Origin of the sequence: Bacillus sp. JNUCC-22, from assembly GCF_018861275.1 — a bacterium.
GTDB classification, from domain to species: domain Bacteria; phylum Bacillota; class Bacilli; order Bacillales; family Bacillaceae; genus Bacillus; species Bacillus velezensis.
Genome location: NZ_CP076408.1, coordinates 403355 through 430064 on the forward strand (window position 1 = coordinate 403355; position 26710 = coordinate 430064).

At 49.3% G+C, this 26710-nt stretch carries 27 protein-coding genes; 22 read left to right on the forward strand and 5 right to left on the reverse strand.

Annotated features, from left to right (window positions below; all coding sequences use genetic code 11):
- Nucleotides 1-65: 65 nt before the first annotated feature.
- The 3 genes from gabD to gdh all read left to right on the forward strand — a co-directional run bounded on the left by gabD (nucleotide 66) and on the right by gdh (nucleotide 3278).
- Complete coding sequence (gene gabD / locus JNUCC22_RS02030) at nucleotides 66-1454, forward strand: succinate-semialdehyde dehydrogenase (protein ID WP_007410282.1); 1389 nt, start codon at nucleotides 66-68, stop codon at nucleotides 1452-1454.
- 154 nt (nucleotides 1455-1608) lie between these two features.
- Nucleotides 1609-2472 carry a RhaT/GlcU family sugar-proton symporter gene (locus JNUCC22_RS02035; RefSeq protein WP_003156317.1) on the forward strand — a complete coding sequence of 288 codons (864 nt, stop codon included), beginning with the start codon at nucleotides 1609-1611 and terminating at the stop codon, nucleotides 2470-2472.
- A gap of 20 nt (nucleotides 2473-2492) precedes the next feature.
- Complete coding sequence (gene gdh / locus JNUCC22_RS02040) at nucleotides 2493-3278, forward strand: glucose 1-dehydrogenase (RefSeq protein WP_007410286.1); 786 nt, start codon at nucleotides 2493-2495, stop codon at nucleotides 3276-3278.
- Nucleotides 3279-3323: 45 nt separating this feature from the next.
- On the opposite strand, the gene JNUCC22_RS02045 is transcribed toward gdh, so the two are convergent.
- From JNUCC22_RS02045 to JNUCC22_RS02055, 3 genes are read right to left on the reverse strand one after another with little or no spacing between them, the layout of a single operon-like run.
- Nucleotides 3324-3935, reverse strand: coding sequence for a YcnI family copper-binding membrane protein (locus JNUCC22_RS02045; protein ID WP_012116813.1), 612 nt, complete (start codon nucleotides 3933-3935; stop codon nucleotides 3324-3326).
- A gap of 12 nt (nucleotides 3936-3947) precedes the next feature.
- Entirely contained in the window at nucleotides 3948-5576 is a 1629-nt protein-coding gene (locus JNUCC22_RS02050) for a copper resistance CopC/CopD family protein (protein ID WP_150940991.1), read from the reverse strand.
- 32 nt (nucleotides 5577-5608) lie between these two features.
- Entirely contained in the window at nucleotides 5609-6181 is a 573-nt protein-coding gene (locus tag JNUCC22_RS02055; RefSeq protein ID WP_032870800.1) for a DeoR family transcriptional regulator, read from the reverse strand.
- Nucleotides 6182-6357: 176 nt separating this feature from the next.
- Between JNUCC22_RS02055 and JNUCC22_RS02060 the strand changes: the two genes are divergently transcribed.
- The 5 genes from JNUCC22_RS02060 to JNUCC22_RS02080 all read left to right on the forward strand — a co-directional run bounded on the left by JNUCC22_RS02060 (nucleotide 6358) and on the right by JNUCC22_RS02080 (nucleotide 10359).
- The gene (locus tag JNUCC22_RS02060) at nucleotides 6358-6699 is read left to right on the forward strand and encodes a hypothetical protein (protein WP_003156306.1); all 342 of its coding nucleotides are present in this window, start codon (nucleotides 6358-6360) and stop codon (nucleotides 6697-6699) included.
- 176 nt (nucleotides 6700-6875) lie between these two features.
- Nucleotides 6876-8315, forward strand: coding sequence for a PTS mannitol transporter subunit IIBC (locus JNUCC22_RS02065; RefSeq protein ID WP_014720723.1), 1440 nt, complete (start codon nucleotides 6876-6878; stop codon nucleotides 8313-8315).
- Between the two features lie 25 nt (nucleotides 8316-8340).
- Nucleotides 8341-8772 (forward strand): PTS mannitol transporter subunit IIA, encoded by a 432-nt coding sequence (locus JNUCC22_RS02070; RefSeq protein WP_216062091.1) that lies wholly within the window; start codon nucleotides 8341-8343, stop codon nucleotides 8770-8772.
- A 1-nt stretch (nucleotide 8773) separates the two neighbouring features.
- Complete coding sequence (locus tag JNUCC22_RS02075; protein ID WP_020955331.1) at nucleotides 8774-9895, forward strand: mannitol-1-phosphate 5-dehydrogenase; 1122 nt, start codon at nucleotides 8774-8776, stop codon at nucleotides 9893-9895.
- 68 nt (nucleotides 9896-9963) lie between these two features.
- Complete coding sequence (locus tag JNUCC22_RS02080) at nucleotides 9964-10359, forward strand: 3-hydroxyacyl-ACP dehydratase FabZ family protein (RefSeq protein ID WP_003156298.1); 396 nt, start codon at nucleotides 9964-9966, stop codon at nucleotides 10357-10359.
- Nucleotides 10360-10397: 38 nt separating this feature from the next.
- Here the strand turns inward: JNUCC22_RS02080 and JNUCC22_RS02085 are convergent, their stop codons facing one another.
- A complete protein-coding gene (locus JNUCC22_RS02085) occupies nucleotides 10398-10562 on the reverse strand; it encodes a hypothetical protein (RefSeq protein WP_003156294.1) in 165 nt (54 codons plus the stop codon).
- 127 nt (nucleotides 10563-10689) lie between these two features.
- Here JNUCC22_RS02085 and JNUCC22_RS02090 point away from each other — a divergent pair, with 127 nt between their 5' ends.
- The 9 genes from JNUCC22_RS02090 to JNUCC22_RS02130 all read left to right on the forward strand — a co-directional run bounded on the left by JNUCC22_RS02090 (nucleotide 10690) and on the right by JNUCC22_RS02130 (nucleotide 18100).
- A complete protein-coding gene (locus JNUCC22_RS02090; protein ID WP_007410293.1) occupies nucleotides 10690-11439 on the forward strand; it encodes a Cof-type HAD-IIB family hydrolase in 750 nt (249 codons plus the stop codon).
- 205 nt (nucleotides 11440-11644) lie between these two features.
- A complete protein-coding gene (locus JNUCC22_RS02095) occupies nucleotides 11645-12409 on the forward strand; it encodes a 5-oxoprolinase subunit PxpA (protein ID WP_007410294.1) in 765 nt (254 codons plus the stop codon).
- Between the two features lie 22 nt (nucleotides 12410-12431).
- Nucleotides 12432-13646, forward strand: a complete 1215-nt coding sequence (locus JNUCC22_RS02100; protein ID WP_007410295.1) for an NRAMP family divalent metal transporter — start codon at nucleotides 12432-12434, stop codon at nucleotides 13644-13646.
- A gap of 4 nt (nucleotides 13647-13650) precedes the next feature.
- Nucleotides 13651-14445: a putative hydro-lyase gene (locus JNUCC22_RS02105; RefSeq protein ID WP_007410296.1), complete on the forward strand. Its 795-nt coding sequence runs from the start codon at nucleotides 13651-13653 to the stop codon at nucleotides 14443-14445.
- A gap of 29 nt (nucleotides 14446-14474) precedes the next feature.
- On the forward strand, nucleotides 14475-15206 hold the full coding sequence (pxpB, locus tag JNUCC22_RS02110) for a 5-oxoprolinase subunit PxpB (RefSeq protein ID WP_012116821.1): 732 nt from the start codon (nucleotides 14475-14477) through the stop codon (nucleotides 15204-15206).
- Nucleotides 15207-15208: 2 nt separating this feature from the next.
- Entirely contained in the window at nucleotides 15209-16216 is a 1008-nt protein-coding gene (locus JNUCC22_RS02115; protein ID WP_103715923.1) for a 5-oxoprolinase subunit C family protein, read from the forward strand.
- 17 nt (nucleotides 16217-16233) lie between these two features.
- Entirely contained in the window at nucleotides 16234-16983 is a 750-nt protein-coding gene (locus JNUCC22_RS02120; RefSeq protein ID WP_007410299.1) for an IclR family transcriptional regulator, read from the forward strand.
- A 64-nt stretch (nucleotides 16984-17047) separates the two neighbouring features.
- A complete protein-coding gene (locus JNUCC22_RS02125; protein ID WP_216062092.1) occupies nucleotides 17048-17689 on the forward strand; it encodes a spore germination lipase LipC in 642 nt (213 codons plus the stop codon).
- Between the two features lie 165 nt (nucleotides 17690-17854).
- On the forward strand, nucleotides 17855-18100 hold the full coding sequence (locus JNUCC22_RS02130; protein WP_003156283.1) for a YczI family protein: 246 nt from the start codon (nucleotides 17855-17857) through the stop codon (nucleotides 18098-18100).
- On the opposite strand, the gene JNUCC22_RS02135 is transcribed toward JNUCC22_RS02130, so the two are convergent.
- Nucleotides 18071-18391 (reverse strand): antibiotic biosynthesis monooxygenase family protein, encoded by a 321-nt coding sequence (locus JNUCC22_RS02135; RefSeq protein ID WP_007410301.1) that lies wholly within the window; start codon nucleotides 18389-18391, stop codon nucleotides 18071-18073. The two genes, JNUCC22_RS02130 and JNUCC22_RS02135, sit on opposite strands and share 30 nt — an antisense overlap.
- A gap of 156 nt (nucleotides 18392-18547) precedes the next feature.
- On the opposite strand from JNUCC22_RS02135, the gene JNUCC22_RS02140 reads away from it, so the two are divergent.
- From JNUCC22_RS02140 to JNUCC22_RS02160, 5 genes are all read left to right on the forward strand, one after another.
- Nucleotides 18548-20551 carry a penicillin-binding transpeptidase domain-containing protein gene (locus tag JNUCC22_RS02140; RefSeq protein WP_020955335.1) on the forward strand — a complete coding sequence of 668 codons (2004 nt, stop codon included), beginning with the start codon at nucleotides 18548-18550 and terminating at the stop codon, nucleotides 20549-20551.
- Between the two features lie 113 nt (nucleotides 20552-20664).
- Nucleotides 20665-21567, forward strand: a complete 903-nt coding sequence (locus JNUCC22_RS02145; protein ID WP_020955336.1) for an aldo/keto reductase — start codon at nucleotides 20665-20667, stop codon at nucleotides 21565-21567.
- Nucleotides 21568-21866: 299 nt separating this feature from the next.
- Nucleotides 21867-23951, forward strand: a complete 2085-nt coding sequence (locus tag JNUCC22_RS02150; RefSeq protein ID WP_032870791.1) for a BglG family transcription antiterminator — start codon at nucleotides 21867-21869, stop codon at nucleotides 23949-23951.
- Between the two features lie 222 nt (nucleotides 23952-24173).
- A complete protein-coding gene (locus JNUCC22_RS02155) occupies nucleotides 24174-25688 on the forward strand; it encodes a class I adenylate-forming enzyme family protein (RefSeq protein WP_216062093.1) in 1515 nt (504 codons plus the stop codon).
- 157 nt (nucleotides 25689-25845) lie between these two features.
- Nucleotides 25846-26706 (forward strand): SDR family oxidoreductase, encoded by an 861-nt coding sequence (locus JNUCC22_RS02160; RefSeq protein ID WP_007410307.1) that lies wholly within the window; start codon nucleotides 25846-25848, stop codon nucleotides 26704-26706.
- Nucleotides 26707-26710 lie beyond the last annotated feature (4 nt).

The window sequence follows — 26710 nt, forward strand, 5'->3', positions numbered from 1 at the left end:
GAAAGTGTGAGATACATCAACCAGCATTCAATGGCTTTACTATAGCAGAGAAAGGAATGTTCAATATGCCAGAACAATTAACAGTGTACAACCCGGCAACGGGAGAGGCGATCGAAAGCATCCCCCAGCAGACGGCCGAAGATGTTGAAAAAGCGATTGAACGTTCACATCAAGCGTTTCAATCATGGTCCAAAACATCAGCGGGAGAACGTGCCTCACTTTTGAGAAAATGGTATGAGCTGATTGTTGAAAATAAAGAAGAACTTGCGGAATTAATTACGAAAGAAAACGGCAAACCGTACGAAGAAGCGGTCGGAGAAGTTTTATACGGCGCCGGCTATATTGAATGGTTCGCCGAAGAAGCAAAACGGATTTACGGCAGAACAGTACCTGCGCCGACAACGGGCAAACGGATTGTCGTCACCCGTCAGGCGGTCGGCCCGGTAGCCGCGATCACGCCGTGGAATTTCCCGAATGCGATGATTACAAGAAAAGCCGCGCCCGCTTTGGCGGCAGGCTGTACGTTCATCATCAAACCGGCGGAGGATACGCCGCTTTCCGCTTACGCCCTTGCGCGTCTCGCATATGAAGCGGGAATTCCGAAGGACGTGCTGCAAGTGGTGATCGGTGACGGAGCCGAAATCGGAAACGTCTTCACCAGCAGCCCGAAAATCCGCAAAATTACCTTTACCGGCTCAACGCCTGTCGGCAAAATCCTGATGAAAAACAGCGCCGACACCGTAAAACATATGTCAATGGAGCTTGGCGGACATGCGCCGCTGATCGTGGATGAAGACGCTGATCTTGATCTGGCGGTAGCCCAAACAATGGCCTCTAAATTCAGAAATGCCGGCCAAACCTGCGTCTGTGCGAACCGGCTGATCGTACACGAATCCGTAAAAGACGAGTTTGCGAAAAAACTGAGTGAAGAAGCTGCGAAACTCAAAGTCGGAAACGGTCTTGAAAAAGGTGTAAACGTCGGCCCTGTCATCAACAAAAAAGGCTTCGATAAAATCGTCGGCCAAATTAATGACGCCGTGGAAAAAGGCGCAAAAGTGCTGACGGGCGGAACGTATGACCAAAACGATGAAAAAGGATGCTATTTCGTGACACCGACCGTGCTGTCAAATGTAGATACATCCATGAACATCATGCATGAAGAAACATTCGGCCCGGTTGCGCCGATCGTTACGTTCTCAGATATTGATGAAGCGATCAAGCTTGCGAACGATACGCCGTTCGGGCTTGCGGCTTATTTCTTCACAGAAAACTACCGCCGCGGCATCTATATTTCTGAACAGCTTGAATACGGCATCATCGGCTGGAATGACGGCGGTCCGTCCGCGGTTCAAGCGCCGTTCGGAGGAATGAAAGAAAGCGGCATCGGCCGTGAAGGCGGTACGGAAGGCATTGAACCGTACCTGGAAACCAAATACATGTCTATCGGACTTTAATGAGCCGAAAAGAAAGCCCCGCTTCTAAGCGGGGCTGTTTTTATTGAGCAGTCTGCCGGTGAATATCGCCGGCAGGCTTTTTTGATCTTGCGGGAATAATCGGTTCGATTCCAGACAAAATAACAGCAAATACGATTGAAAGAAGGTCGCCATCATGGATATATTACTGGCTCTTCTCCCGGCTTTATTTTGGGGGAGCATCGTGTTATTTAACGTCAAATTAGGCGGCGGGCCTTACAGCCAGACGCTGGGAACGACAATCGGGGCGCTCATCGTTTCGTTTGTGTTGTATCTGTTTGTCCACCCGGTGCTGTCTGGGCGCATTTTTATTGTCGGCATCATCTCGGGGCTGTTTTGGTCGCTCGGCCAAAGCAATCAGCTTAAAAGCATACAGCTGATGGGCGTTTCAAAAACGATGCCGATATCAACGGGAATGCAGCTCGTCTCGACTTCTTTGTTCGGTGTGATCGTATTCAAAGAATGGTCAACCCCGATCGCGATTACGCTGGGTATTCTCGCCCTTATTTTTATCATCATCGGGATTGTGCTCACATCTTTAGAAGATAAAAAGGGGCGGGCGGACGGAGAACCGGGAAACTTAAAAAAAGGCATTGTCATCCTGCTGATCTCCACGCTTGGTTATTTGGTCTATGTCGTTGTGGCCCGGCTGTTCGGCGTATCCGGATGGTCAGCGCTCCTGCCGCAGGCGATCGGGATGGTCATCGGCGGACTGCTCCTGACGTACAAGCATAAACCGTTTAATAAGTACGCCCTCAAGAACATTCTGCCGGGAATCATCTGGGCGCTCGGGAATATGTTTCTGTTCATCTCACAGCCGCGCGTTGGAGTTGCGACAAGTTTTTCCCTCTCTCAAATGGGGATCGTCATCAGCACGCTCGGCGGAATCTTCATTCTCCGTGAGAGCAAAACGAAGCGTCAGCTGGTCGCCATTGCCATCGGGATTATCCTGATCATTGTGGCCGCGGTATTCTTAGGCGTTGCGAAATCAAATTCATAACAAATGCAGGAGGTTTGAACATGTACACGGATTTAAAAGGAAAAGTCGTTGCCATTACGGGAGCTTCATCAGGATTAGGAAAAGCGATGGCGATCCGCTTCGGACAGGAGCAGGCGAAAGTCGTGGTTAACTACTATAGTAATGAAAAAGACGCCCAAACCGTTAAAGAAGAGATTCAAAAAGCGGGAGGCGAAGCGGTCATCATTCAAGGCGACGTCACAAAAGAAGAAGATGTCAAAAACATCGTGCAGACCGCGGTGAAGGAATTCGGCACATTGGATGTCATGATCAATAACGCCGGCATGGAAAATCCGGTTCAGTCACATGAAATGCCGCTTAAAGACTGGAACAAAGTCATCAATACCAATCTGACCGGCGCTTTCTTAGGAAGCCGCGAAGCCATTAAATATTACGTAGAGAATGATATTCAAGGAAACGTCATTAACATGTCAAGCGTACATGAAATGATTCCATGGCCTCTGTTTGTTCACTACGCGGCGAGTAAAGGCGGCATCAAATTGATGACGGAAACGCTGGCGCTTGAGTACGCGCCGAAGCGCATCCGTGTCAACAACATCGGGCCGGGAGCCATCAATACGCCGATCAACGCGGAAAAATTTGCGGATCCCGTTCAGAAAAAAGATGTGGAAAGCATGATTCCGATGGGATATATCGGTGAGCCGGAAGAAATCGCGGCTGTCGCCGTCTGGCTTGCTTCAAAGGAATCAAGCTACGTAACCGGCATTACGCTGTTTGCTGACGGGGGAATGACCAAATATCCGTCATTCCAGGCAGGCCGCGGATAAGAAAAAAAGCGATCGCAGGCTCTTTAGAGCCGGATCGCTTTTTGCTTACGCGCGTTTTTTCTTTACAAGCGCCGCGATGGAAAGGATAATCGCCGCAGCTGACAGAACGATGGCTGCAATATCAAGCGCTGATACGCCGGATTTGCTTTCTTCGTTTGACTGTTCAGCTCCGTGCGCATCCGTCACGCTGGCCGATTTCGTGATTTTCGTAATCGAGTGAGGCGTGTCGGCTTTCTCATCACCCGTCCATTCTACAATGCTGCCGTCTTTGTAATATTGGTAAGCGTCCCAAGCGGCATCTCCGCTCTTTTCAGGATTTTTCGCAACGAACGTGAACTGCTGGAATTGGCCGGGCTGGATGCCGCCGTCCTTTGCTTCCCAAGTGACGGAGACCGCTTTGTCATCATGTTTGGATACGGATGTTTTCCAGCCCGGAATCGGCTGATATTGCTGAAATTCAACGCCGGCGGGCATTTTCAGCACGACTTTCGTTGTCGGCTCATTCTTTTCCACAGGCACTTTCATCGTGTACGTTTCCCAAGAACCGGCCGCGGATTCCGCGGGTTTGACTGAGACGTGGGCGCTTGCTGCCGCCGTAAAACCGACGAGTGACAGGGTCACAGCGGATATGAATAATAAAGCCTTTTTTTTCAACATGAGATACACTCCTTAGTTTGTCGTTGAGAATATTTGGTTGATTTCATTAAAATCGTTTGTCAGCCCGTGGACTTTGATCTTCCAGTTTCCCTTTTCGGTGATGGACAGGTTGGCGGCTTCGAATGTGCCTTCCTTCGTCTTCTTCAAATCAAAGGTGCTTTCATGCTGTTTGCCGCTGAAGCCCGTCTGGTAAACAGTGACCGTAAATTGCTGAATATCTTTTACCAAGCTGCCGTTGTGATCGGTGACAATGACTTGAAATTCATTTTTACCCGGCTGGTTCGGCGTAATGTGCAAGGACAGGGTTTCCCCGTTTCCGATCGTTTCTGAGCCGTTAAAAGGCAATGGCGCAGGCGGCGGCGGGCTGGGCAGGCTTGTGAAGACGGCGGTTGTAAATAATACCGCGATGCCTAGTGCCCATTCGGCCTTTATCGTTGCGCTGATGCTCCTTTTTCTGCTGAACTTCGTCATCCATACGTGAACGGCGCCGAGCGCAAGCATGCTGACAAACAGTCCGATTTTCAAAAGGAGCGTCTTACCGTAAGCGGTGTGAAAGAGTGAATCAAACGTGCGGATAATGAAAAATCCGTTCAGCACACCTGAAAATAACAGCACACCGACAGAGGCGAACGCCCAAGGAGAAAACCGTCTGACCGTTTCCCAAGCGATGGTTTTATCGGGTTTTCTCCACTCTGATGAAAGAAGCAGCACAAGCGCGGCGATACCGCCCATCCATACAGACGCGGCCGATAAATGGAGAAAGTCCATCGCGATGCCGACCGCTTTTTCGTCAATGACCGCCGCATGCCCGGCGAATGCTTTTGCCAAAAGCGAAGCGAAGAAGAACAACAGCGGCGCCGTCCAGTACGCAAATGACCGGAATGCTTTCTTCTTCAACAGCGGGATCATGGACAGGGCGAGCAGGATAAATAAGCTGATCTGGATCATCCAGACGTACCCGCCTGCCGTTTTCAGAAGCGTTTCTTTTACATAGTCCGGCTGGAACGCGGCGCTCCAAGCGCCGCCCGCGTTTTCTTTCGTCTGGATCGGGAGCTGGCAGATAAGCGCGAGCCCCGTTACACATAAAGAAATCACGAGCAGCTTTACAGTTCGTTTTGCTTTTGATGAATCTTTATTATTTCTGTACCAAAACAGATGGAAAAAAGCCGTGCCGATAAACAGGGAGAGAGCGGTGTACAAAATACCGCGGTCGATGGCCGCTTCGGGATGAAGCGCCGCTTGCGATGATGTCTGCTCCTGAAGTTCTCCGCCGGCTTGTCCGATACTGAAAGGGATGACGCCGGATACCGGATGTCCGTCGGCCGATACCGCGTTCCATTCCGCTCTGTAAATATCATGCGGCAGGTTTTTTTTCAATGCCGCGGTCATGATGCGGGCATCATTTTTTTGAATCACCGTTTTGCCCGCATCGACCCGTTCGCCGGATGAATTATAGACCTTAATGGAGTGGAAGCCTTCTTCAATCTGTTCATTAAACTCAATTTCAATCTGCTTCGGCGCTTGTTTTAATTCGCTGTTCTCACCCGGATTTGAGTTTGTGATGTAGGCGTGGGCGAAGCTTGTTTTCGGAATCAAAACAAGGAACAGCAAAAAGATGAGCCAGCGTTTGTTCTGTCTCATGGATGATGACACCGCCTTCCGGTTGGTTGTTGTTATGTCTTGCTGCAGGTGCATCCCTTCTGCCTGTCGTGTAAGATGATGTCCGCCGCCTCGTCAAAGGTGCAAATGATCCCGCCGAATCCTTTTTGAAACCGTTCTGCGTAATCAAGCGTTGAGAAGGGAATCGCCTGAGGCCGGCAGCAGTGAAGGTCAATATCGGCATGGACTAAAAAGTATGCGGAAGCGGCCGTCAGCGTCGTCTGGAGAAGAAAATCTTTACAAATGACGTGGGACACTTCTTCCTTTTTATCCTCATACCGCAAAATCGCGCAATGAATGCAGCACATCTGCTCAACGGCTTGTGAAACGGTAATAAGCTGAACAGAATACGAATGCTGAATCGGCCGCAGGCAATAGCCGCATTGATTGGCGCTTCGTTCTGAAGCGGGAGGGAGCGTAATGCCGCCGGGTGTCCGGATAATCCGGTTTGCATCCGCCAGCTGATTGACGTCTCTGTACACGGTCATCTCGGAGACGCCGAATCTCTCGCTTATGTCAGAGATTTTCAGCGCGCCCTCTTCTTTCAGCCATTCAAGCAAGGTTTGCTGTCTGTGAATCGGAAGCAATTCTTCATCCTCCTTTTTATGCGAATGAGTGATGAACCTCCCTCTAAGAGTAGATGTTTTCACAAATGCACACAAGAGCCTGATGATGAAATATGTGAAAAAATGTTGAACAATCACAAATGTAAAAGACGTAGTCAGACTCTGTTATAATAGAAGAGTTGAATGGAGGAATAAACATGAAAGAAACGACCTGCCCGAACTGCGGCAAGCCGATTACAGGCGACATGGTCAGATCATCCATGATCCCGTGCCAGTTTCAGTGCGGGCATTGCCATGTGAAATTGCGTGAATATAAAGTATCAGCTCCGATTATGGCTGCGGCCATTGCGATTACGGTGCTTTTGATTTATCTTGTGCAGATGGCCAGAACCGCCGTCATGCCGATGTTTCCGGCAGCGCGGTATGTGCCGGCCGCCATTTTCGCGCTCGTATGTGCGTATCCGGTGTTTATTGTCAGTGAGCGGCTCATTGCCAAACTCGTCGTCACAAAAGGACACATTATATACAGAAAGCGGTAAGACACCTTTGATGAGGTGTCTTTTTTTGTTAAGGAGTTGTCACAGTCTCTGTGCCAAACTCCTCTTTACTTTTCATTGAATGGGGATTGTAAGCGTTTTATGATGAAGACACAGGGGAGAGAGAGAAACCCCGTGTCTTATTTATTTTCATCTGAAGGCAAGCAAACAGGGAGGGAATGAACATGCAGCAAGAACAGCAAGCTGGCATGAAAGTGAAGATACAGCGGTTCGGCAGTTATTTAAGCGGTATGATCATGCCGAATATCGGTGCATTTATCGCATGGGGGATTATCACCGCGCTGTTTATTCCGGCGGGATGGTTTCCGAATCCGCAGCTGAATACATTGGTAAGCCCGATGATTACGTATCTACTGCCGCTTTTAATCGCATATACGGGCGGAAAAATGATTTACGATCACCGCGGGGGAGTCGTCGGAGCGACGGCCGCCATCGGAGTCATTGTCGGAGCGGACATTCCGATGTTCTTAGGGGCAATGATTATGGGGCCTTTGGGCGGTTATCTCATTAAACAATTAGACCGTGTGTTTAAAGATAAAGTCAGACAGGGTTTTGAAATGCTGATCAACAACTTCACGGCGGGAATTATCGGAGCTGTGCTGACGATTATCGCGTTTTATGCGATCGGCCCGGTCGTCCTGTCTCTTAACAAATTGCTGGCGGCGGGTGTGGAAGTCATTGTCCATGCGAATTTGCTGCCGATTGCAAGCGTTTTCGTAGAACCGGCGAAAGTCCTGTTCCTGAATAACGCGATCAACCACGGCATTTTAAGTCCGATCGGAATCGAGCAGGCCGCCAAAGCGGGTAAATCCATTCTGTTCTTAGTGGAAGCGAACCCCGGGCCGGGACTCGGTATTTTACTGGCATATATGTTCTTTGGGAAAGGCTCTTCAAGATCGACGGCTCCGGGAGCGGCGATCATTCATTTCTTCGGGGGGATTCATGAAATCTATTTCCCTTACATCTTAATGAAACCGATGCTGATCCTCGCGGCGATCGCCGGGGGAGCGAGCGGACTGCTTACATTCTCGATCTTTAACGCGGGTCTTGTCGCGGCATCATCTCCGGGAAGCATCATCGCCATTTTAGCGCTGACGCCGAAAGGAAGCTACCTCGGCGTGCTGGCGGGCGTCATCGTTGCCGCGGCCGTATCGTTTATTGTCTCGGCGCTTATTCTGAAATCGTCTAAAGCGGGCGAAGAAGATTTGACAGCCGCGGCGGAAAAAATGCAGGAAATGAAAGGCAGGAAAAGTGAAGCGGCGGCCGCGTTGGCAGACAAAGAGGAAGAGCCGGAAAACAGCGCCGCTGATATTTCCGCCGACCAAGTCAGCCGCATTATCTTCGCGTGTGACGCGGGTATGGGATCGAGCGCAATGGGCGCCTCCATTTTAAGAAACAAAGTGAAAAAAGCAGACCTGGATATTGATGTGACAAATACGTCGATCAATAATCTGCCGAATGACGCGGATATCGTCATTACGCATAAGGACCTGACTGACCGCGCGAAAGCGAAGCTGCCGCAGGCGGTGCACATTTCGGTTGATAATTTCTTGAACAGCCCGAAATACGATGAACTGATTGAAAAGCTTAAAAACTAATCAAACAGAAAGAGGGATTTTCATCATGGAAGTATTGGCTAAAGCGAACATCAAACTGAACCAGACGGTGAACTCAAAAGAGGATGCCATCCGCCTCGCGGGACAGACATTGATTGATAACGGCTACGTGAAGAACGGCTATGTGGAAAAAATGTTCGAACGTGAAGAAACATCATCCACGTTTATGGGGAATTTCATCGCGATCCCGCACGGCACGGAAGATGCGAAGGATGAGGTGCTTCATTCAGGCATTTCCGTCATCCAGATTCCGGACGGTGTGGAATACGGTGAAGGCAATACGGCAAAGGTCGTTTTCGGTATCGCCGGAAAAAACAATGAACACTTAGACATCCTGTCAAACATCGCCATCATCTGCTCAGAGGAAGAAAACATCGAACGGCTGATCAGTGCAAAGACGGAAGAAGAACTGGCCACTATTTTCAGCGAGGTGAACTGACATGATTGCCCTTCATTTCGGAGCGGGAAACATCGGGCGGGGCTTTATCGGCGCCCTGCTCCATCATTCCGGCTATGAGGTAGTTTTCGCTGATGTGAATGAAACGATGGTCAGCCTTCTCAATGAAAAGAAGGAATATACCGTGGAGCTTGCCGACGGCGGCCGGCAGACAGAAATCATCGGCCCCGTTTCAGCCATCAACAGCGCGGTGCAAGAACAAGAGCTGTACAGGCTGATCAATGAAGCGGCGATCATTACGACGGCGGTGGGCCCGAACGTTCTCAGACTCATCGCCCCGTCCATCGCGGAAGGGCTGAAGCGCAGAACGTCCTCTGAGCCTCTCAATATCATTGCCTGTGAAAATATGATCGGCGGCACCAGTTTTCTGAAAAAAGAAGTTTTCGGACATTTGACGGAAGCGGAGCGGGAACTCGTGAACCGGACGGTCGGCTTCCCGGATTCTGCGGTGGATCGGATCGTGCCGATTCAGCACCATGAAGATCCGCTGAAAGTATCCGTAGAACCGTTTTTTGAATGGGTCATAGACAGAACCGGCTTTGCCGGCGGCCAGCCGGTACTGGAAGGTGCGTTGTTTACGGATGATCTTACGCCTTTCATCGAGAGAAAGCTGTTTACCGTCAATACCGGTCATGCCGTTACGGCGTACGTTGGCTATCAGCGCGGATTAAAAACCGTCAAAGAGGCCATCGGCCATCCGGAAATCCGGCGTGTCGTGTACGATGCACTTTCAGAAACGGGCGAGTACTTAGTGAAAGCGTACGGCTTTAAGCAAGCCGAACACGAGCAGTACATGAAAAAAATCATCGGCCGCTTTGAAAATGAATACATCACGGATGATGTGACAAGAGTCGCCAGATCACCGCTCAGAAAACTCGGAGCGAATGATAGATTAGTAGGGCCGGCCAAAAAAATAAAAGAACCAAACGCGCTGGCAGAAGGCATCGCCGCCGCCTTGCGTTTTGACTATCAGGATGATCCGGAAGCGGTTGAGCTGCAAAAGCTTATCGCGGAAAAAGGCACGAGCGGCGTTCTTCAAGACATTTGCGGTATTCAGCCGCATGAGCCGCTGCACGGCATCGTGCTCAAAAAGCTCAATCAATAAAAATGAACCCGCGTCGGGGGACGCGGGTTTTTTCTTGCGTTATAATGAGAGAGAAGGGAGGCTGCGTGATGAATCAGAAGCTATTGCCCCATCGTTTTCCGTTTCTTTTGATTGACGGCACGACGAACAGTGAAGCCGGAAAATGGGCGGCTGCTTACAAAAACATCAGTGAAAATGACTGGTTTATAACTGAATCCCAAAGAGAGATGCCATTTTCGCTCGTCGTTGAAGCAATGGCCCAAACGGCGGCTTGCGCGGGAATTACCGGCGGCGACGGCCTCGGTCTCTTATCCGCGGTGAAGAAAGCGGAAAGGTTAGGTGCCGCTTTGCCGGGAGACCGTCTGGATCTTTTTTTTGAGGTCACGCGAATCAGACGCGGTTTTGTGTTCGGCCGGGCGAAAGCGTCCGTTGCCGGGAAGCCTGTGGCGGAAGCTGAGCTCAGCATATTTATCCAGCCATCGTAAAAAAAGCCGCCTCCAGCGGCGGCTTTCGGACAAGCCTGTTATTTTGTATCATAATCTCTTTCACTTTGTGAATTGTCCCTTTGGTCATGTTTGTGTTTTTCGTCATTGGCGTTTTCCTTCAGCTCTTCCAGCGGAATCGGATCGGTTAAATCATGATGTTCAGGATTTTCATTCGGTTTGTTCTTTTGTTTTCTTTCTTTCATCCTCCATCACCTCAATATTTCTTTTCCTCAACGTTCTCCCCGCCAAACGCAGGAAGCGGTTTTTTGTTCCTGTGGGTCATATGTATTAAAATAGAGACGACTACATTATAAAAAGTGAGGTACATATATGCCGATACAAAGAGAAGACGCAGATATTAAACTGATCGCGATTGATATGGACGGAACCCTGCTCAATGACGAGCAGCTCATCCCGGAGGAAAACCGGCGGGCGATCAAGGAAGCGGAGGCGAAAGGAATTCACGTCGTCATCAGCACAGGACGCACGCTGATGACCTGCCGCGAACTGGCTGAGTCTCTCGAGCTGTCATCCTTTTTAATCACGGCAAACGGCAGCGAAATCTGGGATTCCGACTTTGAGCTGGTTGAGCGCAAGCTTCTTCATACCGATCATATTCAAAAATTATGGGATCTGAGGAATAAGCACAACACGAATTTCTGGGCCTCTACCGTCGATAGAGTGTGGAGAGGGGAATTCCCGGAAACGATTACGGATCATCAGTGGCTCAAGTTCGGATTCGAAATCGAGGATGACGAAGTGCGGAATGAGGTGCTGAAAGAGCTCAAGGAATACAAGGAGCTCGAGATCACAAACTCCAGTCCGATCAACATCGAAGTCAATGCCCTCGGTATCAACAAAGCGGCTGCGCTGGCGAAGGTATCGGAAAAACTCGGCTTCACGATGGAAAATGTGATGGCCATGGGTGACAGTCTGAATGACATTGCCATGATTGAAAAAGCGGGTGTCGGCGTCGCCATGGGGAATGCGCAGGACATTGTGAAAGAAACAGCTGACTGGGTGACTGATGTCAACACGGAAAACGGGGTCGCCAAAGCGATCCGCCACTGGGTGTTATAATAGAAAAAAGAGAGAGTCTCAGTATGAGGCTCTCTTTTTTTGTTTTGTCAGATTTGTGACTAGGTCCATGGTAGGTTTTCTGACAAAAGGATGTTCAAACCTGTCAGAAATAAATATAATGAAGAGAAATCCAACAATTCGGAATAGTCATTCCGAATAGCGGAATGATAATCATATAAAACGTTTACAATACAGGAGGGATCTTATGTTTCAGATTGACATCAATTGTGATTTAGGAGAGAGTTTCGGTGCTTATAAAATCGGGCTGGATGAAGAGATTTTGGATTATGTGACATCTGCAAACATCGCCTGCGGCTTTCATGCGGGTGATCCCAGCGTGATGCGCAAAACGGTTGCGCTTGCGGCGGAAAAAGGCGTGAAAATCGGCGCTCATCCCGGGCTGTTCGATCTGCAGGGATTCGGGCGGCGGCAGATCGCGATTACACCCGAGGAAGCGTATGATCTGACGCTGTACCAAATCGGCGCGCTGTCAGGGTTTTTAAAAGCAGAAGGTGTCGAGATGCAGCATGTGAAGCCGCACGGCGCTTTATATAATATGGCCGCCGTCAATCCCGGCCTGTCAGAAGCCATCGCTCAGGCGGTCTGTCATTTTGATCCCGGGCTTATTCTTTTCGGGCTTTCCGGAAGCGAGCTGATTAAAGCGGGAGATCGAATCGGACTGAGGACGGCAAGCGAAGTGTTTGCGGACCGCACCTATCAGGAAGACGGCACGCTGACGCCGCGTTCAGAGCCGGATGCGCTGATTCAGGATGACAAAAAAGCGGTCGGTCAAGTGATTCAAATGGTGAAAGACAGCACGGTGACATCACGTAAGGGACAAGCTGTAAGCCTGAAAGCGGACACGGTCTGCATTCACGGAGACGGAGCCCACGCCCTCACATTCGCAAAAACAATCAAAAAAGAATTAAAAGCGGCAGACATTCAAATCAGCGCACTTTCAAAAGACTGAGCAGCAGAGGGAGGAAGACAGCATGGAGCAAAAGAAAAAAACAGCCGGAAAGGCTTCCGGCAAATGGTCGCTTCTTTTAGGCGCGACATTTTTGATGGCGACATCATCAATCGGGCCCGGCTTTCTGACGCAAACGGCCACGTTTACCAATACATTGGCGGCAAGCTTCGGCTTTATCATTTTAATTTCTATTATTTTGGACATTTTCGCGCAAACCAATGTATGGCGGATTATCGCGGTTTCCGGAAAGCGCGGCCAAGAGATTGCCAATATGGTGCTTCCGGGCGCCGGTTATGCCATTGCTTTTCTGGTCGTGCTCGGCGGACTTGCGTTTAATATCGGAAACATCGGCGGCGCGGGTCTCGGTCTTCAAGTATTATTCGGGATCAAACCGGAGATCGGCGCTTTAATCAGCGCAGCGGTCGCGGTGCTGATTTTTGTCATAAAGGAAGCCGGAAAAGTCATGGACCGTTTTATGCAGATCGCCGGAATCGTCATGATCGTATTGACTGTGTATGTTGCCGTAACGACGGCTCCGCCGGTCGGACACGCCGTTGTGAAAACTTTTATGCCTGATCATATCAGTGTGCTGGCGATCGTGACGCTTGTCGGCGGCACGGTCGGCGGATACATTACATTTGCCGGCGGCCACCGTTTGCTTGATTCAGGCATCCAAGGGAAGGAAGTCCTCCCTCAGGTTACGAAAAGCTCCATCACAGGCGTTCTGATTACATCGATTATGCGGATTGCCCTGTTTCTCGCCGTGCTCGGCGTCGTCTCAAAGGGCCTGAGCATTGATCCTGATAATCCGGCGGCTTCTGTATTCCGGCTTGCGGCGGGAAATGTAGGCTATAAAATTTTCGGCGTCATCATGTGGTCTGCCGCTATCACGTCTGTCATCGGCGCCGCCTATACATCGGTATCATTTTTCAAATCATTTTCAACAAAAATCGAAAAGCACTCACATGGCGTCATTATCGGTTTTATCATCGTATCCACTCTTATTTTTGTTACGATCGGCCAGCCTGCCAAAATTCTGGTCGCGGTCGGTTCGCTTAACGGCTTAATTCTGCCGCTTGCATTAGCGATGATTCTGTTGGGCGCTTATAAGAAAAAAATCGTCGGCGATTACAAGCATCCGATTTGGCTCACGATTGCAGGGGCGATCGTAGTGGTTGTCATGGCGGTTATGGGCATCTATACATTATTCACGCAAATGCCGCAGCTATGGAGCTGATGATATGAAAAACCATATGAGTGACATGAGCCCCGAAGAAGTCAGACAGCTGATCAGGAAGGGGCAGATGACCGGGCCGACGGCGGGGATGGCCGCTTCTTACGCACAAGCCAATCTCGTCGTTTTGCAAAAGGATCTTGCCTTTGATTTTCTCTTATTCTGCCAGCGCAATCAAAAGCCTTGTCCGGTGCTTGACGTGACGGATGCGGGTTCACCCGTTCCGGCAATAGCTGCGCCGGGAGCTGATATCCGGACGGACTTTCCGAAATACAGGATTTATCGGCATGGCGTGCTTACTGAAGAGGTAACGGATATTACGCCGTATTGGAAGGATGATTATGTCGGGTTTTTAATCGGCTGCAGTTTTTCATTCGAGCAGGCCCTTATTAATCAGCACATTCCAATCAGGCACATCGATGAGGGTGTGAATGTCCCCATGTATAAAACAGACATTGACTGTGTTCCCGCCGGCCCGTTTTCTGGAAAGATGGTCGTCAGCATGAGACCGATTCCGGAAAGGCTTGCAGTCCGCGCGGCGCAGGTCACGTCACGTTTTCCCGCCGTGCACGGCGCCCCCGTCCGCATCGGAAATCCGCAAAGCATCGGTATCAGCGATTTGCATCAGCCGGATTTCGGAGATGCCGTAACGGTGCGGGAAGGCGAAGTTCCCGTATTCTGGGCTTGCGGCGTTACGCCCCAGGCGGTGATCATGGAAGCAAAGCCTGACATCGTAATAACACATTCACCGGGGCACATGCTGATCACCGATATACGAAATGAATCGCTTGCTGTCCTGTAAGTGAGAAAGAATACAACGAGGTGATGACAATGATGCAGTATAGCGGAAATACAGCGCTTGATATACAGCCGTACGGTGATTCCGCCGTTATCATCCGCTTTGGCGGGCACATCAGCGAAGAGGTCAACAGCCGGGTGCATGCGGCGGCAGCCTGTATGGAAGAACGGCCGTTTCCGGGCTTCGTTGAATGTATTCCGGCATTCACAAGCTTAACGATCTTTTATGATGTGTATGCCGTCTCAAACATAAAAAAAGGCGTCTCTCCTTTTGCCCTGGTCAAGAAAGAAGTGACAGAACGTCTCAGCCATATAATGACCGGCCGCAAAGAAGAGCGCCGGGTGATGGAAATCCCCGTTTGCTACGGCGGTGATTTCGGTCCCGATTTAGAAGAGGTCGCTGAGATGAACGATCTGACCCCGGAAGACGTCATCCGCATTCATACTGAAGGCGAATATCTCGTTTATATGCTTGGATTTGCGCCGGGATTTCCGTTTTTAGGAGGAATGTCTGAGCGGATCAGAGCGCCGAGAAAGGCGTCGCCAAGGCCGTCCATCCCGGCCGGTTCAGTAGGAATCGCGGGAATGCAGACCGGTGTGTATCCGATATCCACTCCCGGCGGCTGGCAGCTGATCGGCAGCACCCCGCTCCGTCTTTTCAGGCCGGAAGAACATCCGCCGAGTCTTTTGAGAGCGGGCGATACGGTGAAATTCGTCCGGATCACGGCAGAGGAGTACAGCCGCATCAAGGAGGGAGCCGAATGAGTATGAAAGTGGTAAAGCCCGGTCTCTTGACGACGGTTCAGGACAAGGGGCGGACGGGATATCAGAAATACGGTGTGCTGGGAAGCGGCGCAATGGATACGATCTCACTGCGCATCGCCAATCTTCTTGCCGGAAATCAAGAAAAAGAGGCGGGACTGGAAATTACGCTCATGGGGCCCGGGCCTTCCTTTGAATTTTCAGAACCTGCGGTTATTGCTGTCACGGGAGCTGATTTCGCCCTTCATATTAATGGGGAGCCCGCCCCTCTGTGGAAACCGGTTTTGATAAAGGAAAACAGCGTCGTCTCATTCGGGCCGTGCAAGATGGGGAGCCGCGCTTATCTCGCCGTCGCGGGGGGATTTGACGTGCCCGCCGTCATGGAAAGCAAAAGCACATATGTCAGAGCGGGGATCGGCGGTTTTTGCGGAAGAGCGCTGCAAAAAGATGATGAGCTGCCGCTCGGCCGTATGACGCCATGTTCGGAATCAATCGCGTACCGTCTGAGCGATTCTTTCGGACAGCATGGTTTCTCAGCGCCTGATTGGTCTGTCAGCAGCAGAGCATTTCTGCCGCTGAAAAAAAATCCGGTCATACGAGTGCTTGAAGGCGCTCAATTTCATGCTTTTACAGAAGAAGCAAAATTACGTTTTTACCAAGAGTCATATACGGTCACGCCTCAATCCGACCGAATGGGCTACCGGCTGAAGGGCGCTCCGCTTGAATTGCGGGAGCCGCTGGAGATGGTATCTGAGGCCGTGACGTTCGGAACGGTGCAGGTGCCGCCGGACGGCAATCCGATTATTCTGCTGGCTGACAGACAGACGACGGGGGGCTATCCGCGGATGGCGCATATCATATCCGCCGATCTTCCTCTCGTCGCCCAAACGATGCCGGGGGAACATATCACGTTCCGGGCCGTTTCGCTGGAGGAAGCGGAAATGCTGCTTTTAGAGAAGGAACAGCAGCTGAAGGAGCTGAAAGCAAGGCTCAAAATGGAATGGCTGATCTGACAAAGGGGCTAAAGACCATGGAAAACAAAAACAAAACCGTCATCAAATCAATGGAACTGCTTCATTTATTTCTGACTGAACCGAGCCTGAGCTTAAATGAGCTGGTTTCTCTATCGGAAATGCCGAAGACCTCGGTTCACCGGATGGCAAGCTCGCTGGAGGAAACGGGATTTCTCACCCGGGCAGCGGACGGCCGTTATCAGCTTGGTCTGATCTTTTTACAATTCGGCCAGCTCGTCTCTGAACGTCTGGACATCAGGAAAATAGCCAAACCGATTATGGAAGAGCTGTGCGGCGAAGTGGATGAGGCCGTTCAGCTGATCATGAGGGACGGAGATGAAGCCATTTACGTCGAAAAAATTGAAGGCACTCAAACCGTCCGCCTGTATACGGCAATCGGCCGCCGGTCGCCGCTGTACGCGGGAGCGTGCGCCAGAAGCATTCTATCGTTTCTGCCAAAAGAGGAGATTGACACATACATTCAGAAGACAAAGCTTGCCGCAATCGCCTCAGGCACGATGACGGATCGGGCTGAACTGCTTCAATCCATTGAAAGGTCCTTACAATCAGGTTATACGATCAGCTATTCGGAATTAGAAGATTACACGGCGGCGATCGGGGCGCCGATTTTCAATCACGAAGGTAAGGTGGCTGCCGGAATCAGCATCGCCGGCTTCGAAGCCCGGTTTTCAGAGGACAGGCTGCCGTATTTAACCGAAAAGGTCAAAACCGCCGCACAGCATATTTCTGAGAAATTGGGTTATTGACCGAGCCAATTTTTCTTCACTCGCGTACATTACAATATCGATAGTAACGAGTGGAGGAAAGTAAATGGGACTTGTTTATACGGCGCTGGGGGATTCTTTGACGACGGGGAGGGGATCCGGGCCGTTTTCCGCCGGTTTTGTCCAGCGGTTCGGGCGTATGATGGCAGAAGATTTACAGACAAGAACTGACGTATCCATCTTTGCCAAATCAGGCCTTGAGACGGGAGAAATTCTCGGGCTTATGTCCTTGCCGTACATTCAGAGGCGGATTCAGGCTGCTGATATGATTACGATTACAGGCTGCGGCAACGATTTGATCGATTCGGTTCAGGCATATCAGCAAACATCGGACGCTTCGGTGTTCACCAGCGTGTCCAGTCACTGCCATGAGAACTTTGAAAAGATGATTGCCAAGATCGCTGCCTTAAAAGGGCCGCACCCGTCTCCTTATGAGATCCGCGTCTTCAATTTATACAATCCTTTCCCGGGAATCTCCATTGCAGAAAAATGGATATCCTCTTATAATGCGCACCTCAGCACACTCGCATCGGCGCCGCACGTCAAAATTGCGGACGTCCATAGCGCTTTCAAAGGAAAAATGAATGAATCTCTCTCTCATGACCGCGTACACCCCAACAGCAAGGGGTATGAAGTCATGGCATGCGTCCTGCGGGGGCTCGGATACGGAAGCCTCGCCCGCTCATAACCGCGCGCTCCTTTTTATCGGGAGCGCGCTTTTCGTGCTCCTTAAAACAAACTTAAAATTGTCCGACTTTCGTTCTATCCGCGCAAAAAATACGCTAGAATAATGGGGGATAAAGACAGAAATAGAATTGTGTTCAAAAAATGATAACAGAAAGGATGGATTGCTTTGCTGCGCGCCTTAAAACTGTCACTCGCGATGCTGATTATTATACTTGCGGCCGCCGCATTTACGTATGCGGAACATACCTCTGTCATACAGCCGGTTATGCTCGTGTTTCTCGGTGCGGTCATGTTCATTCAGGGGCTGGAGGAAAAACGGAAAGAAAACGACGGCTCCGGGAAATTCAATATCTATACCGCCGTTTTTGTATGGTCGATCTCCTTAATCGGTTTTACGCTTCACGCGATCTGAGGCTGATAGATCCTGAAAATGCTCCACAACGGGAAATGGTGAATAAAAACGGTGCAGTAAGGCTTTCCATTCCTGATATTCCGGCGATCCGCGAAAGCCTTTTGTATGATCTTCCAATGTCTCCCATTCCACAAGCAGCAAATATTTATGCGTCTTTTCCATACATTTGGACAAGGAATGGGACAGATAACCTTTCATGCCCGCGATAATCGGCTCCGCCCGGCGGAATGCCTCTTCGAATTCCCCCTCAAGACCTTCTTTTACATACAGCATGGCTGCTTCTCTGATCATCTGAAATTCCCCCTTTTTTTAATAGATACATTGTATAAGAATATGGCCCGTGACGGCAGGAAAAACAAAAAAATTTTAAACAATATGAGAAAAAAATCCTTGCCAGCCTGATTTGGTTTAGGAGAAAATAACAGTTGGAAGGCAGGGGAATAGACAGTGAAAAAAGGGTTATACCTATTACTTTTACTCGCAGGAATCATAGGTTTGATCGGCTGCTCGAAAACGGAATCGGCCGAAGACAGAATGAAAGATTTCGTAAAAGACTGGAACGGCGGTCACTACGATAAGATGTACCAAAGCCTCACCCAGGATGAAAAGAAAAAACGATCCAAAAAGGATTTTGTAAAGCGATATGAAACCGTTTATGAACAAGCAGGGGTCAAAAATCTGAAAGTCACTGCCGAAAAACAGGACGAAGACGACAAGAAAAAAGATGACCTCCAGCACATCGATTATAAAGTCAGCATGGATACAAAAGCAGGGAAGGTCGCTTTTGAAAACACGGCCGTCCTGAAAAAAGAAAAAACAGACGATGGAGAATCATGGAACATCGACTGGAATCCTTCTTTTATTTTCAAACAGCTTTCCGATGACAAAACCGTGCAGATCGCAAATGAAGAACCGAAGCGCGGACAAATTTACGACAAAGACGGAAAAGGTCTCGCCGTGAATACCGAGGTGCCGGAAATAGGCATTATCCCTGGAAAACTCGGCAAGGATAAAGACAGCGTGATCAAAAAACTGTCTGAAAAACTGGACCTTTCTGAAGACGATATCAAAAGCAAACTGAACCAGGGCTGGGTAAAAGACGACTCCTATGTCCCGCTTCAAAAAATCAGACCGGATGATGAAAGCAAGGTCAAAAGCCTGCTCGCATTAGACGGCGTGACGAAAACGAAAGTCAGCTCCCGCTACTATCCGTACGGCGAAAAAGCGGCCCATCTGACCGGCTATATTAAAACCATCACAGCGGAGCAGCTGAAAAAAGCGAAAGACGGCCAATACAGCGATACTTCCAAAATCGGCATCGCCGGCCTTGAGAATGTATATGAAGACAAGCTGCGCGGCACGACCGGCTGGAAAATTTACGTCCCGCAAACAGGTGAGGTCATTGCTGAAAAGAAAGCCGAAAGCGGGCAGGATATTCATGTAACGATTGACATGAAAACGCAGACGAAGCTGTATGATTCTATGAAAGATGACAGCGGAGCGGCAGTCGCCCTCGAACCGCAAACGGGAGAGACACTCGCGCTCGTCAGCGCACCGTCTTATGACCCGAATGGCTTTCTTTTCGGCTGGAGCGGAAAAGAGTGGAAAAAGCTGAATGAAGATAAAAACAATCCGTTTTCAGCGAAATTCAACAAACTTTATGCGCCGGGATCAACGATTAAACCGATTGCCGCGGCAGTCGGCCTGACAAACGGCACATTGAAAGCGTCAGAAAAGAAAAAAATCACCGGAAAAGAGTGGCAGAAAAATTCGAGCTGGGGCGGTTACCATGTCACACGCGTATCAGAGCGCCTGAATGAAGTGGATCTCGAAAACGCGCTGATCACATCAGACAACATCTACTTTGCGCAAAATGCCATAGATGCCGGAGCGGACGCGTTTACAAAAGGATTAAAAACATTTGGCTTTGATGAAGAGATTCCGTACCAATTTCCGATTGAAAAGTCTTCAATCGCTAACGGCAAGCTTGATTCCGAGATCCTTCTCGGAGATACGGGCTACGGCCAGGGGCAGATGCTGATGTCTCCGCTGCACTTAGCGGCTGACTATACCGCATTTGTAACAGACGGAAATCTCGTCAAACCGACATTGATCAAAGACGGAGAAAAAACACCGCAAATCTGGCATAAGCAAGTGGTATCGAAAGCCAATGCCGAAGAAATCACAAAAGGGCTGAGAGGCGTCGTTGAAGATCCGCGCGGCTCTGCATATCAGCCGGCCGTAAGCGGCATTACCGTAGCCGGGAAAACCGGTACAGCCGAGCTGAAAACGTCTAAAGAAGATAAAGACGGCAAAGAAAACGGCTGGTTTGTCGGTTACGATTATAAAAAGAAAGACCTCTTGATCGCGATGATGATTCAAGACGTCAAAAAACGCGGCGGAAGCCATTACGTCGTTGAAAAAGCGAAAAAGCAGTTTCAGAATCACTAAATGACGATTTTTGCGGGCTGAAAGGAAAATCAGCCGCCTAAGCAGAATGAAACAGCATGGGCAATTCCTGAAAACAGAGATACAAGAGGCTCTAAGAAAAAGGGGGATTTCACATGCAGCGCATTCAATTGGCTGAAGACCTGGAATTTTCAAGAGTGATACACGGGCTTTGGCGTCTGAACGAATGGAATGTTTCAGACGGAGAGCTGCTGAATTTGATTGAATGGTGTATCAGCCAAGGCATCACCACCTTCGACCATGCCGATATATATGGCGGTTATACGTGTGAAAAGCTGTTCGGCGGCGCTTTGTCCCTTTCGCCTTCAATAAGGGAGCAAATCGAAATCGTCACAAAATGCGGGATTGTCATTGAATCACCGGAACGGCCCGGAAACAAGTCGCATCATTATAATACGTCGAAGTCTCACATTTTAGCGTCGGCGGAGCAGTCGCTTTTGAATCTGAATACGGATTATCTGGATGTGCTGCTCATTCACAGACCGGACCCGCTTATGGACCCGGAGGCTGTGGCTGAAGCGTTTCACGCGCTGAAAAGCTCGGGAAAGGTCAGATATTTCGGGGTATCGAACTTTAAAGCGCACCAGTACAGAATGCTCGAATCCTATTTGGATGATCCGCTCATCACAAACCAAATTGAAATCTCGGCGTACGAGCTGGAAAATATTCATGACGGCACGCTGGATTTCTGTCAGGAAAAACGCATTCCGCCGATGGCGTGGTCACCGCTTGCGGGCGGGAGCGTCTTTACCGGACAATCAGATAAGGACGTCCGTATCCGTGCCGCGCTTCGTTCCGTACAGGAAGAAATCGGCGCCGCTTCCATTGACGAAGTCATGTACGCGTGGCTGTTCACCCACCCGGCAGACATCATGCCGATTGTCGGCAGCGGAAAAGAGAACCGCATTTCCGCCGCGGTGCGTGCATCCGCGTACAAACTCAGCCATGATCAGTGGTTCCGGATTTATACCAGTGTCCAAGGCTGCGATATTCCATAAACAGAACAAACGCCCGGAAGCTATCTTCCGGGCGTTTGTTTATGTGGTGTGCAATGTCTAAAAACAAGTAAGGTCACTTTGAAGTATAGCCGTGCGGATCAAGAGTAACAAGCGTCATGGCATATTATCTGACACATTTTTCTTTTTCAATACTGTCACACGGCCCAGTGCCAAATTGCCATTTGAAAATGGTTGAATAATCATTGAAAGCGTTTTATATTATAACTTACACCACTTTCCCCGGCAGCACTCCCCATATGCCATACTTCTCACAACTAGAAAATCTGGAGGCGCGTTTCATGTATATGACAGCGAGAGAACAAAAATTAATGAAACATCTATTACTGCAGAACCGGTACGAGACAGTGCATGAACTGGCGGAAGCTTTACAAGTCAGCACAAGAACCGTTCACCGCGAGTTGAAAACAATCAAACCGATGATGGAATCATTCGGTCTGGCACTTGATAAACAGCCCGGCAAAGGACTGAAAGCGGTAGGAAACCCGGAGGACAAACAAAAACTCCTGTCAGACCTGTCCTATGAACAGCATGAATACAGCGCTGAGGAGCGGAAACTTTTAATTCTATGTTCACTATTAGAGTCTCAAGAGCCGATCAAGCTCTACAGTCTGGCGAACGAACTGCAAGTGACAAACGCGACGATCAGCTATGACCTGGATGAGCTGGAGACTTGGATTGCGCCCTTCGGCTTGACGCTGATCCGAAAAAGGGGCTTCGGCATTCAGCTGACGGGGCCGGAAAATGCGAAACGGAAAATCGTCGGCAATCTCATCGTCAACCGCCTTGATATTCAAAGCTTTTTGGAAGCGGTTGAATTGAATATTAAAGGAAAACCGGACGATGCTGAAAAAATGTTCGGCGTCGTAAATAAAGCGGAACTTTTGAAAATGGACCGGCTCTTAATTCAGCTCAAGGAAAAAATCGCGATCGCCTTATCTGACAGCTCATACATGGCGCTTGCGGTTCATTTAACCTTTGCGATGGACCGGATCAGGCTCGGAGAAACCATCACGATGGAGGCTTCGGAACTAAAAGCGCTGCAGCAGACGAAGGAGTACGGCTCTGCGCTGGAAATGGCAAAAGAGCTTGAAAAAGCGTTCGGCGTTTCAATTCCGGAAGCTGAGATCGGATATATCACCATTCATTTGCGGAGCGCCAACCGCAAATACAAAACGGAATTCAAACCGGAAGACATAGAGGTTGAAACGGCCTTGCAAACGAAGCAGCTGATCGGCTTCATTTCTGAAAAAATTAAAATTGATCTGACGGAAAACGGTTCTTTATACGACGGTTTAATCGCCCATCTGGAGCCTGCGATCAACCGGGTAAAAGAAAATATCGACATGTACAACCCGATGACCGAGCAAATTAAACGCGACTACTTTCTGCTGTACATGGCCGTAGAAGAAGGAATGGAAAAATTCTTTCCGGGGCTTCTTTTCTCTGATAATGAGATCGCTTTCATCGTTCTTCACTTCGGCTCCGCTTTGGAAATCAAACGGGAAGAGGCGAAGATCAAAGCGCTGATCGTCTGTTCAAGCGGCATCGGGTCGTCCAAAATGCTCGCATCCAGGCTGAAAAAAGAGCTTTCGGAAATCCGTTCCTTTGATATGTCTTCCCTCATCGAACTGAAGGATCGAGACATCACCGCGTATGACATGATCGTATCCACCGTTCCGATCCCGTATGAAAACATTGATTACGTCATGGTCAGTCCGCTTTTAAACGAAGAAGACGCTGATCAGGTCAAGCAGTACATCAAAAGAAAAATTCCGCTGATTCTTGACAAAAAAAGAAACGGTAAAAGAGAAGAGAAGCAGCCGGAGACGCCTGATATGCTGGAAGCGGCCGGCCGTATGGCGCATTACGCGGCGGTTATCCAAAGCGTGCTGCGGAACTTTTCGGTCAAATCCATTGATTCAAACACGGCGTATGAGCTGTTTTTGAACCGTATGTTTGACATGCTGGAGCAAGAAGGATTGGTTCATAATGCCCAAAAAACCGCACAGCGCCTTGCTGAGCGTGAACGACAGGGCGGACTCGGCATTCCGGGAACGGCGATGGCCCTATACCATCTCAAAAATGAAGAAATTGTCACGCCTTTTTTCAAAATTTATGATTTGACAGCTCCATGCAGTGTCAAAGGCATGGACGGAAATTCCCTGACCGTCGACCGCGCTTTGGTGATGATGGCGCCGGCTGATATGCCCGCTGAAGGGTCGGAAATACTAAGTGCGGTCAGCTCGGCCATCATCGAGTCCGAAGACAGTATAAAAGCCTTCCAGACTGAGGATGAAGCCGATTTATACAAACGTTTAAACAAGCTGTTTTATCATTTCATTCAGGAGAAAGGACAGCGGTAAACAGGAAGCGCACACCTCATGTGGGGTGTGTTTTTTTGTGCATGTATGAGGGTAAGGGGAAGGGAAGAAACTAAAAACACGGGACTATTGTATCATTCACTGATGGAATAGTTCTAAAACAAAATAGTTTTACAAGTTATATTTTTTGGTTTAAAATGGGTTGCGTGAGAAAGAAAATCTGACAGAGTTTTTTTGTGATTTATCATTATGGGAGATGAAAATATGGAGACATTACAGCATCTGATTCTGCATGACATTTCAAATAGCGAAGAGATTGAAGCTGTAAAAAGCGGTGCGCATACCCTGACCTACGCTGAATATCGAAAACGAATCAACCAGCTTGCACAAGCGCTTCTTGATAAAGGAATAAAAAAAGGCGACAGAGTGGCGATGCTTTGCAAAAACGGCCACGCGGCATCCATTGTCATGTTTGCGGCACTCGAAATCGGCGCGGTAGTTGTGCCGGTCAGCTGGCAATTAACACCTTACGAAATGAAAGGCATTTTAGCAGCCTGTGAACCGAAAGCTGTTTTTTACAGCACTGAATTTAAAGAGATTATGGAAGAAGTGCTTCCTGCGCTGGTATCTTCTCTTAAACTGAAGGTCGAGACCGGAACAGCTGCGGAGACAACGCCTCAGTTTGACGCTTTATTGACAGGCTCCGGTGATACACCGGATGTCGAAACGGTGTCTGAAGACGATACGGCATTGCTGATGTTTACCTCAGGTACAACCGGCAATCCGAAACGCTGCATGATCACTCACGGCGGTATATACAACTACGTCAACGCGACATTGGCATACACGGGGAGAATGCAGCATGTCCGCTTCTTAGCATGCCATCCGAATTACCATACGAGCGCGATTATCTGCCAGATGGTCGGCACGATGAGCGGAACGACATTCATTATGACAGACAATCAGGACCCTGTGGAAAACCTGAAGCTCATCGAAAAAGAAAAAATTCAAACCATCATGGCGCTGCCAGTCTATTTCACATACCTGCTGAAAGCATGGGAAACGCATCAGACTGACATGTCTTCTATCGTTTATATGATGACGGGAGGCACAAAGGTGCCAAGCAGCCTGATCCAGCAGTATCTCGATATCGGCATTCCGCTCATGCACGGATACGGAAGCACGGAAGCGTGGGGTATCAGCTCTTGGAATCCGCAAATGGGAATGGATAAAGCCGCTTCCGCGGGTAAACCGATGGAAGAAGTGGACGTCCGCGTTGTAGATCCGGAAACAGGTGAATTCCTTCCGCAAGGCTCAATCGGAGAAGTCGTTGTGACAAGTCCGTTTTTATTCAAAGGCTACGAAGGTAACGAAGAAGCGACACGAAAAGTGCTGAAAGACGGCTGGTTCCATACCGGCGATTCCGGCTATGTGGATGAAGACGGATTTATCTTTATCACCGGACGGTATAAAGATGTCATCATCTACGGCGGCGACAATATTTATCCCGACCAGATTGAAGAGGTCATTCAGCTAGTGCCGGGCATTCTCGAAACGGCGGTTGTCGGTATCCCTGATCCGCTTTACGGTGAAAAGCCGAAAGCGTTCATCGTGACAAACGGCAGAGAAGGCCTGACAGAAGAAGAAGTGACCCGATTCCTTCAAGAACGTCTTGCCGCCTTTAAAATTCCGGAAATTGAGTTCGTCAGCGAACTTCCGAAAAACAACCTTGGAAAAGTGAGAAAAGACGTGCTCCGCAAACAAGCGGTCCGTTCATAATTGAAAACAAAAACCCGGCTGCCAGCCGGGTTTTTTCTTGCGTTCCATGTGAAACATTTTTCTCCGAAAACATTCTGAACTGTCTCAATCATGTTTATCCGGAAGACTGACGAGGTAGACAAGAAATATGAGATCGAACAAGAAGGAGGAACTTAACATGGAAAACTATCCGAAGGAATTCCCGGCGGAATCACAAAACCGCCAGCCGGGCATTGAAAGCGAAATGAATCCGGCGCCTGTTTATGAATACAAAGAATATAAAGGCGCTGATAAATTAAAAGGGAAAACCGCACTTATCACAGGGGGCGACAGCGGTATCGGACGCGCCGTAGCGGTTGCTTACGCGAAGGAAGGCGCAAATGTCGCGATCGTCTATTTTGATGAACACGGTGATGCGGAAGATACAAAAAAACGAGTGGAAGAAGAAGGCGTAAAATGTCTGTTAATCCCCGGCGATGTCGGTGAGGAAGACTTTTGCAATGAAGCGGTTGAAAAAACGGTTGAAGAATTCGGGCGTCTTGATATTCTCGTGAATAACGCCGCGGAACAGCATCCGAAAGAAAGCATTAAAGACATCACAAGCGAGCAGCTTCACAGAACCTTTAAAACAAACTTTTACTCACAATTTTATTTGACTAAAAAAGCGATTGATTACATGAAGCCGGGCAGCGCGATCATCAATACGACATCCATTAATCCTTACACAGGCAATCCGCAGCTGATTGACTACACGGCTACAAAAGGCGCGATTAACGGTTTTACGAGATCCATGGCGCAAGCGCTCGTCAACGACGGTATCCGTGTCAACGCCGTGGCACCGGGGCCGATCTGGACACCGCTCATTCCGGCGACATTCTCAGAAGAAACAGTCGCTTCCTTCGGTCAGACTACTCCGATGGGGCGGGCAGGCCAGCCTGTTGAGCATGTCGGCTGCTATGTGCTCTTGGCCTCAGATGAATCATCTTATATGACCGGGCAGACGCTGCATGTCAACGGCGGCAAATTTGTAACCACATAAGGGG

Bases quoted from the DNA above. Each gene is read 5' to 3' on its own strand.
- gabD (WP_007410282.1), top strand. From the start codon at position 66: ATGCCAGAACAATTAACAGTGTACAACCCGGCAACGGGAGAGGCGATC.
- JNUCC22_RS02035 (WP_003156317.1), top strand. From the start codon at position 1,609: ATGGATATATTACTGGCTCTTCTCCCGGCTTTATTTTGGGGGAGCATC.
- gdh (WP_007410286.1), top strand. From the start codon at position 2,493: ATGTACACGGATTTAAAAGGAAAAGTCGTTGCCATTACGGGAGCTTCA.
- JNUCC22_RS02045 (WP_012116813.1), bottom strand. From the start codon at position 3,935: ATGTTGAAAAAAAAGGCTTTATTATTCATATCCGCTGTGACCCTGTCA.
- JNUCC22_RS02050 (WP_150940991.1), bottom strand. From the start codon at position 5,576: ATGAGACAGAACAAACGCTGGCTCATCTTTTTGCTGTTCCTTGTTTTG.
- JNUCC22_RS02060 (WP_003156306.1), top strand. From the start codon at position 6,358: ATGAAAGAAACGACCTGCCCGAACTGCGGCAAGCCGATTACAGGCGAC.
- JNUCC22_RS02065 (WP_014720723.1), top strand. From the start codon at position 6,876: ATGAACATGCAGCAAGAACAGCAAGCTGGCATGAAAGTGAAGATACAG.
- JNUCC22_RS02070 (WP_216062091.1), top strand. From the start codon at position 8,341: ATGGAAGTATTGGCTAAAGCGAACATCAAACTGAACCAGACGGTGAAC.
- JNUCC22_RS02075 (WP_020955331.1), top strand. From the start codon at position 8,774: ATGATTGCCCTTCATTTCGGAGCGGGAAACATCGGGCGGGGCTTTATC.
- JNUCC22_RS02080 (WP_003156298.1), top strand. From the start codon at position 9,964: ATGAATCAGAAGCTATTGCCCCATCGTTTTCCGTTTCTTTTGATTGAC.
- JNUCC22_RS02085 (WP_003156294.1), bottom strand. From the start codon at position 10,562: ATGAAAGAAAGAAAACAAAAGAACAAACCGAATGAAAATCCTGAACAT.
- JNUCC22_RS02090 (WP_007410293.1), top strand. From the start codon at position 10,690: ATGCCGATACAAAGAGAAGACGCAGATATTAAACTGATCGCGATTGAT.
- JNUCC22_RS02095 (WP_007410294.1), top strand. From the start codon at position 11,645: ATGTTTCAGATTGACATCAATTGTGATTTAGGAGAGAGTTTCGGTGCT.
- JNUCC22_RS02100 (WP_007410295.1), top strand. From the start codon at position 12,432: ATGGAGCAAAAGAAAAAAACAGCCGGAAAGGCTTCCGGCAAATGGTCG.
- JNUCC22_RS02105 (WP_007410296.1), top strand. From the start codon at position 13,651: ATGAAAAACCATATGAGTGACATGAGCCCCGAAGAAGTCAGACAGCTG.
- pxpB (WP_012116821.1), top strand. From the start codon at position 14,475: ATGATGCAGTATAGCGGAAATACAGCGCTTGATATACAGCCGTACGGT.
- JNUCC22_RS02115 (WP_103715923.1), top strand. From the start codon at position 15,209: ATGAAAGTGGTAAAGCCCGGTCTCTTGACGACGGTTCAGGACAAGGGG.
- JNUCC22_RS02120 (WP_007410299.1), top strand. From the start codon at position 16,234: ATGGAAAACAAAAACAAAACCGTCATCAAATCAATGGAACTGCTTCAT.
- JNUCC22_RS02125 (WP_216062092.1), top strand. From the start codon at position 17,048: ATGGGACTTGTTTATACGGCGCTGGGGGATTCTTTGACGACGGGGAGG.
- JNUCC22_RS02135 (WP_007410301.1), bottom strand. From the start codon at position 18,391: ATGATCAGAGAAGCAGCCATGCTGTATGTAAAAGAAGGTCTTGAGGGG.
- JNUCC22_RS02145 (WP_020955336.1), top strand. From the start codon at position 20,665: ATGCAGCGCATTCAATTGGCTGAAGACCTGGAATTTTCAAGAGTGATA.
- JNUCC22_RS02150 (WP_032870791.1), top strand. From the start codon at position 21,867: ATGTATATGACAGCGAGAGAACAAAAATTAATGAAACATCTATTACTG.
- JNUCC22_RS02155 (WP_216062093.1), top strand. From the start codon at position 24,174: ATGGAGACATTACAGCATCTGATTCTGCATGACATTTCAAATAGCGAA.
- JNUCC22_RS02160 (WP_007410307.1), top strand. From the start codon at position 25,846: ATGGAAAACTATCCGAAGGAATTCCCGGCGGAATCACAAAACCGCCAG.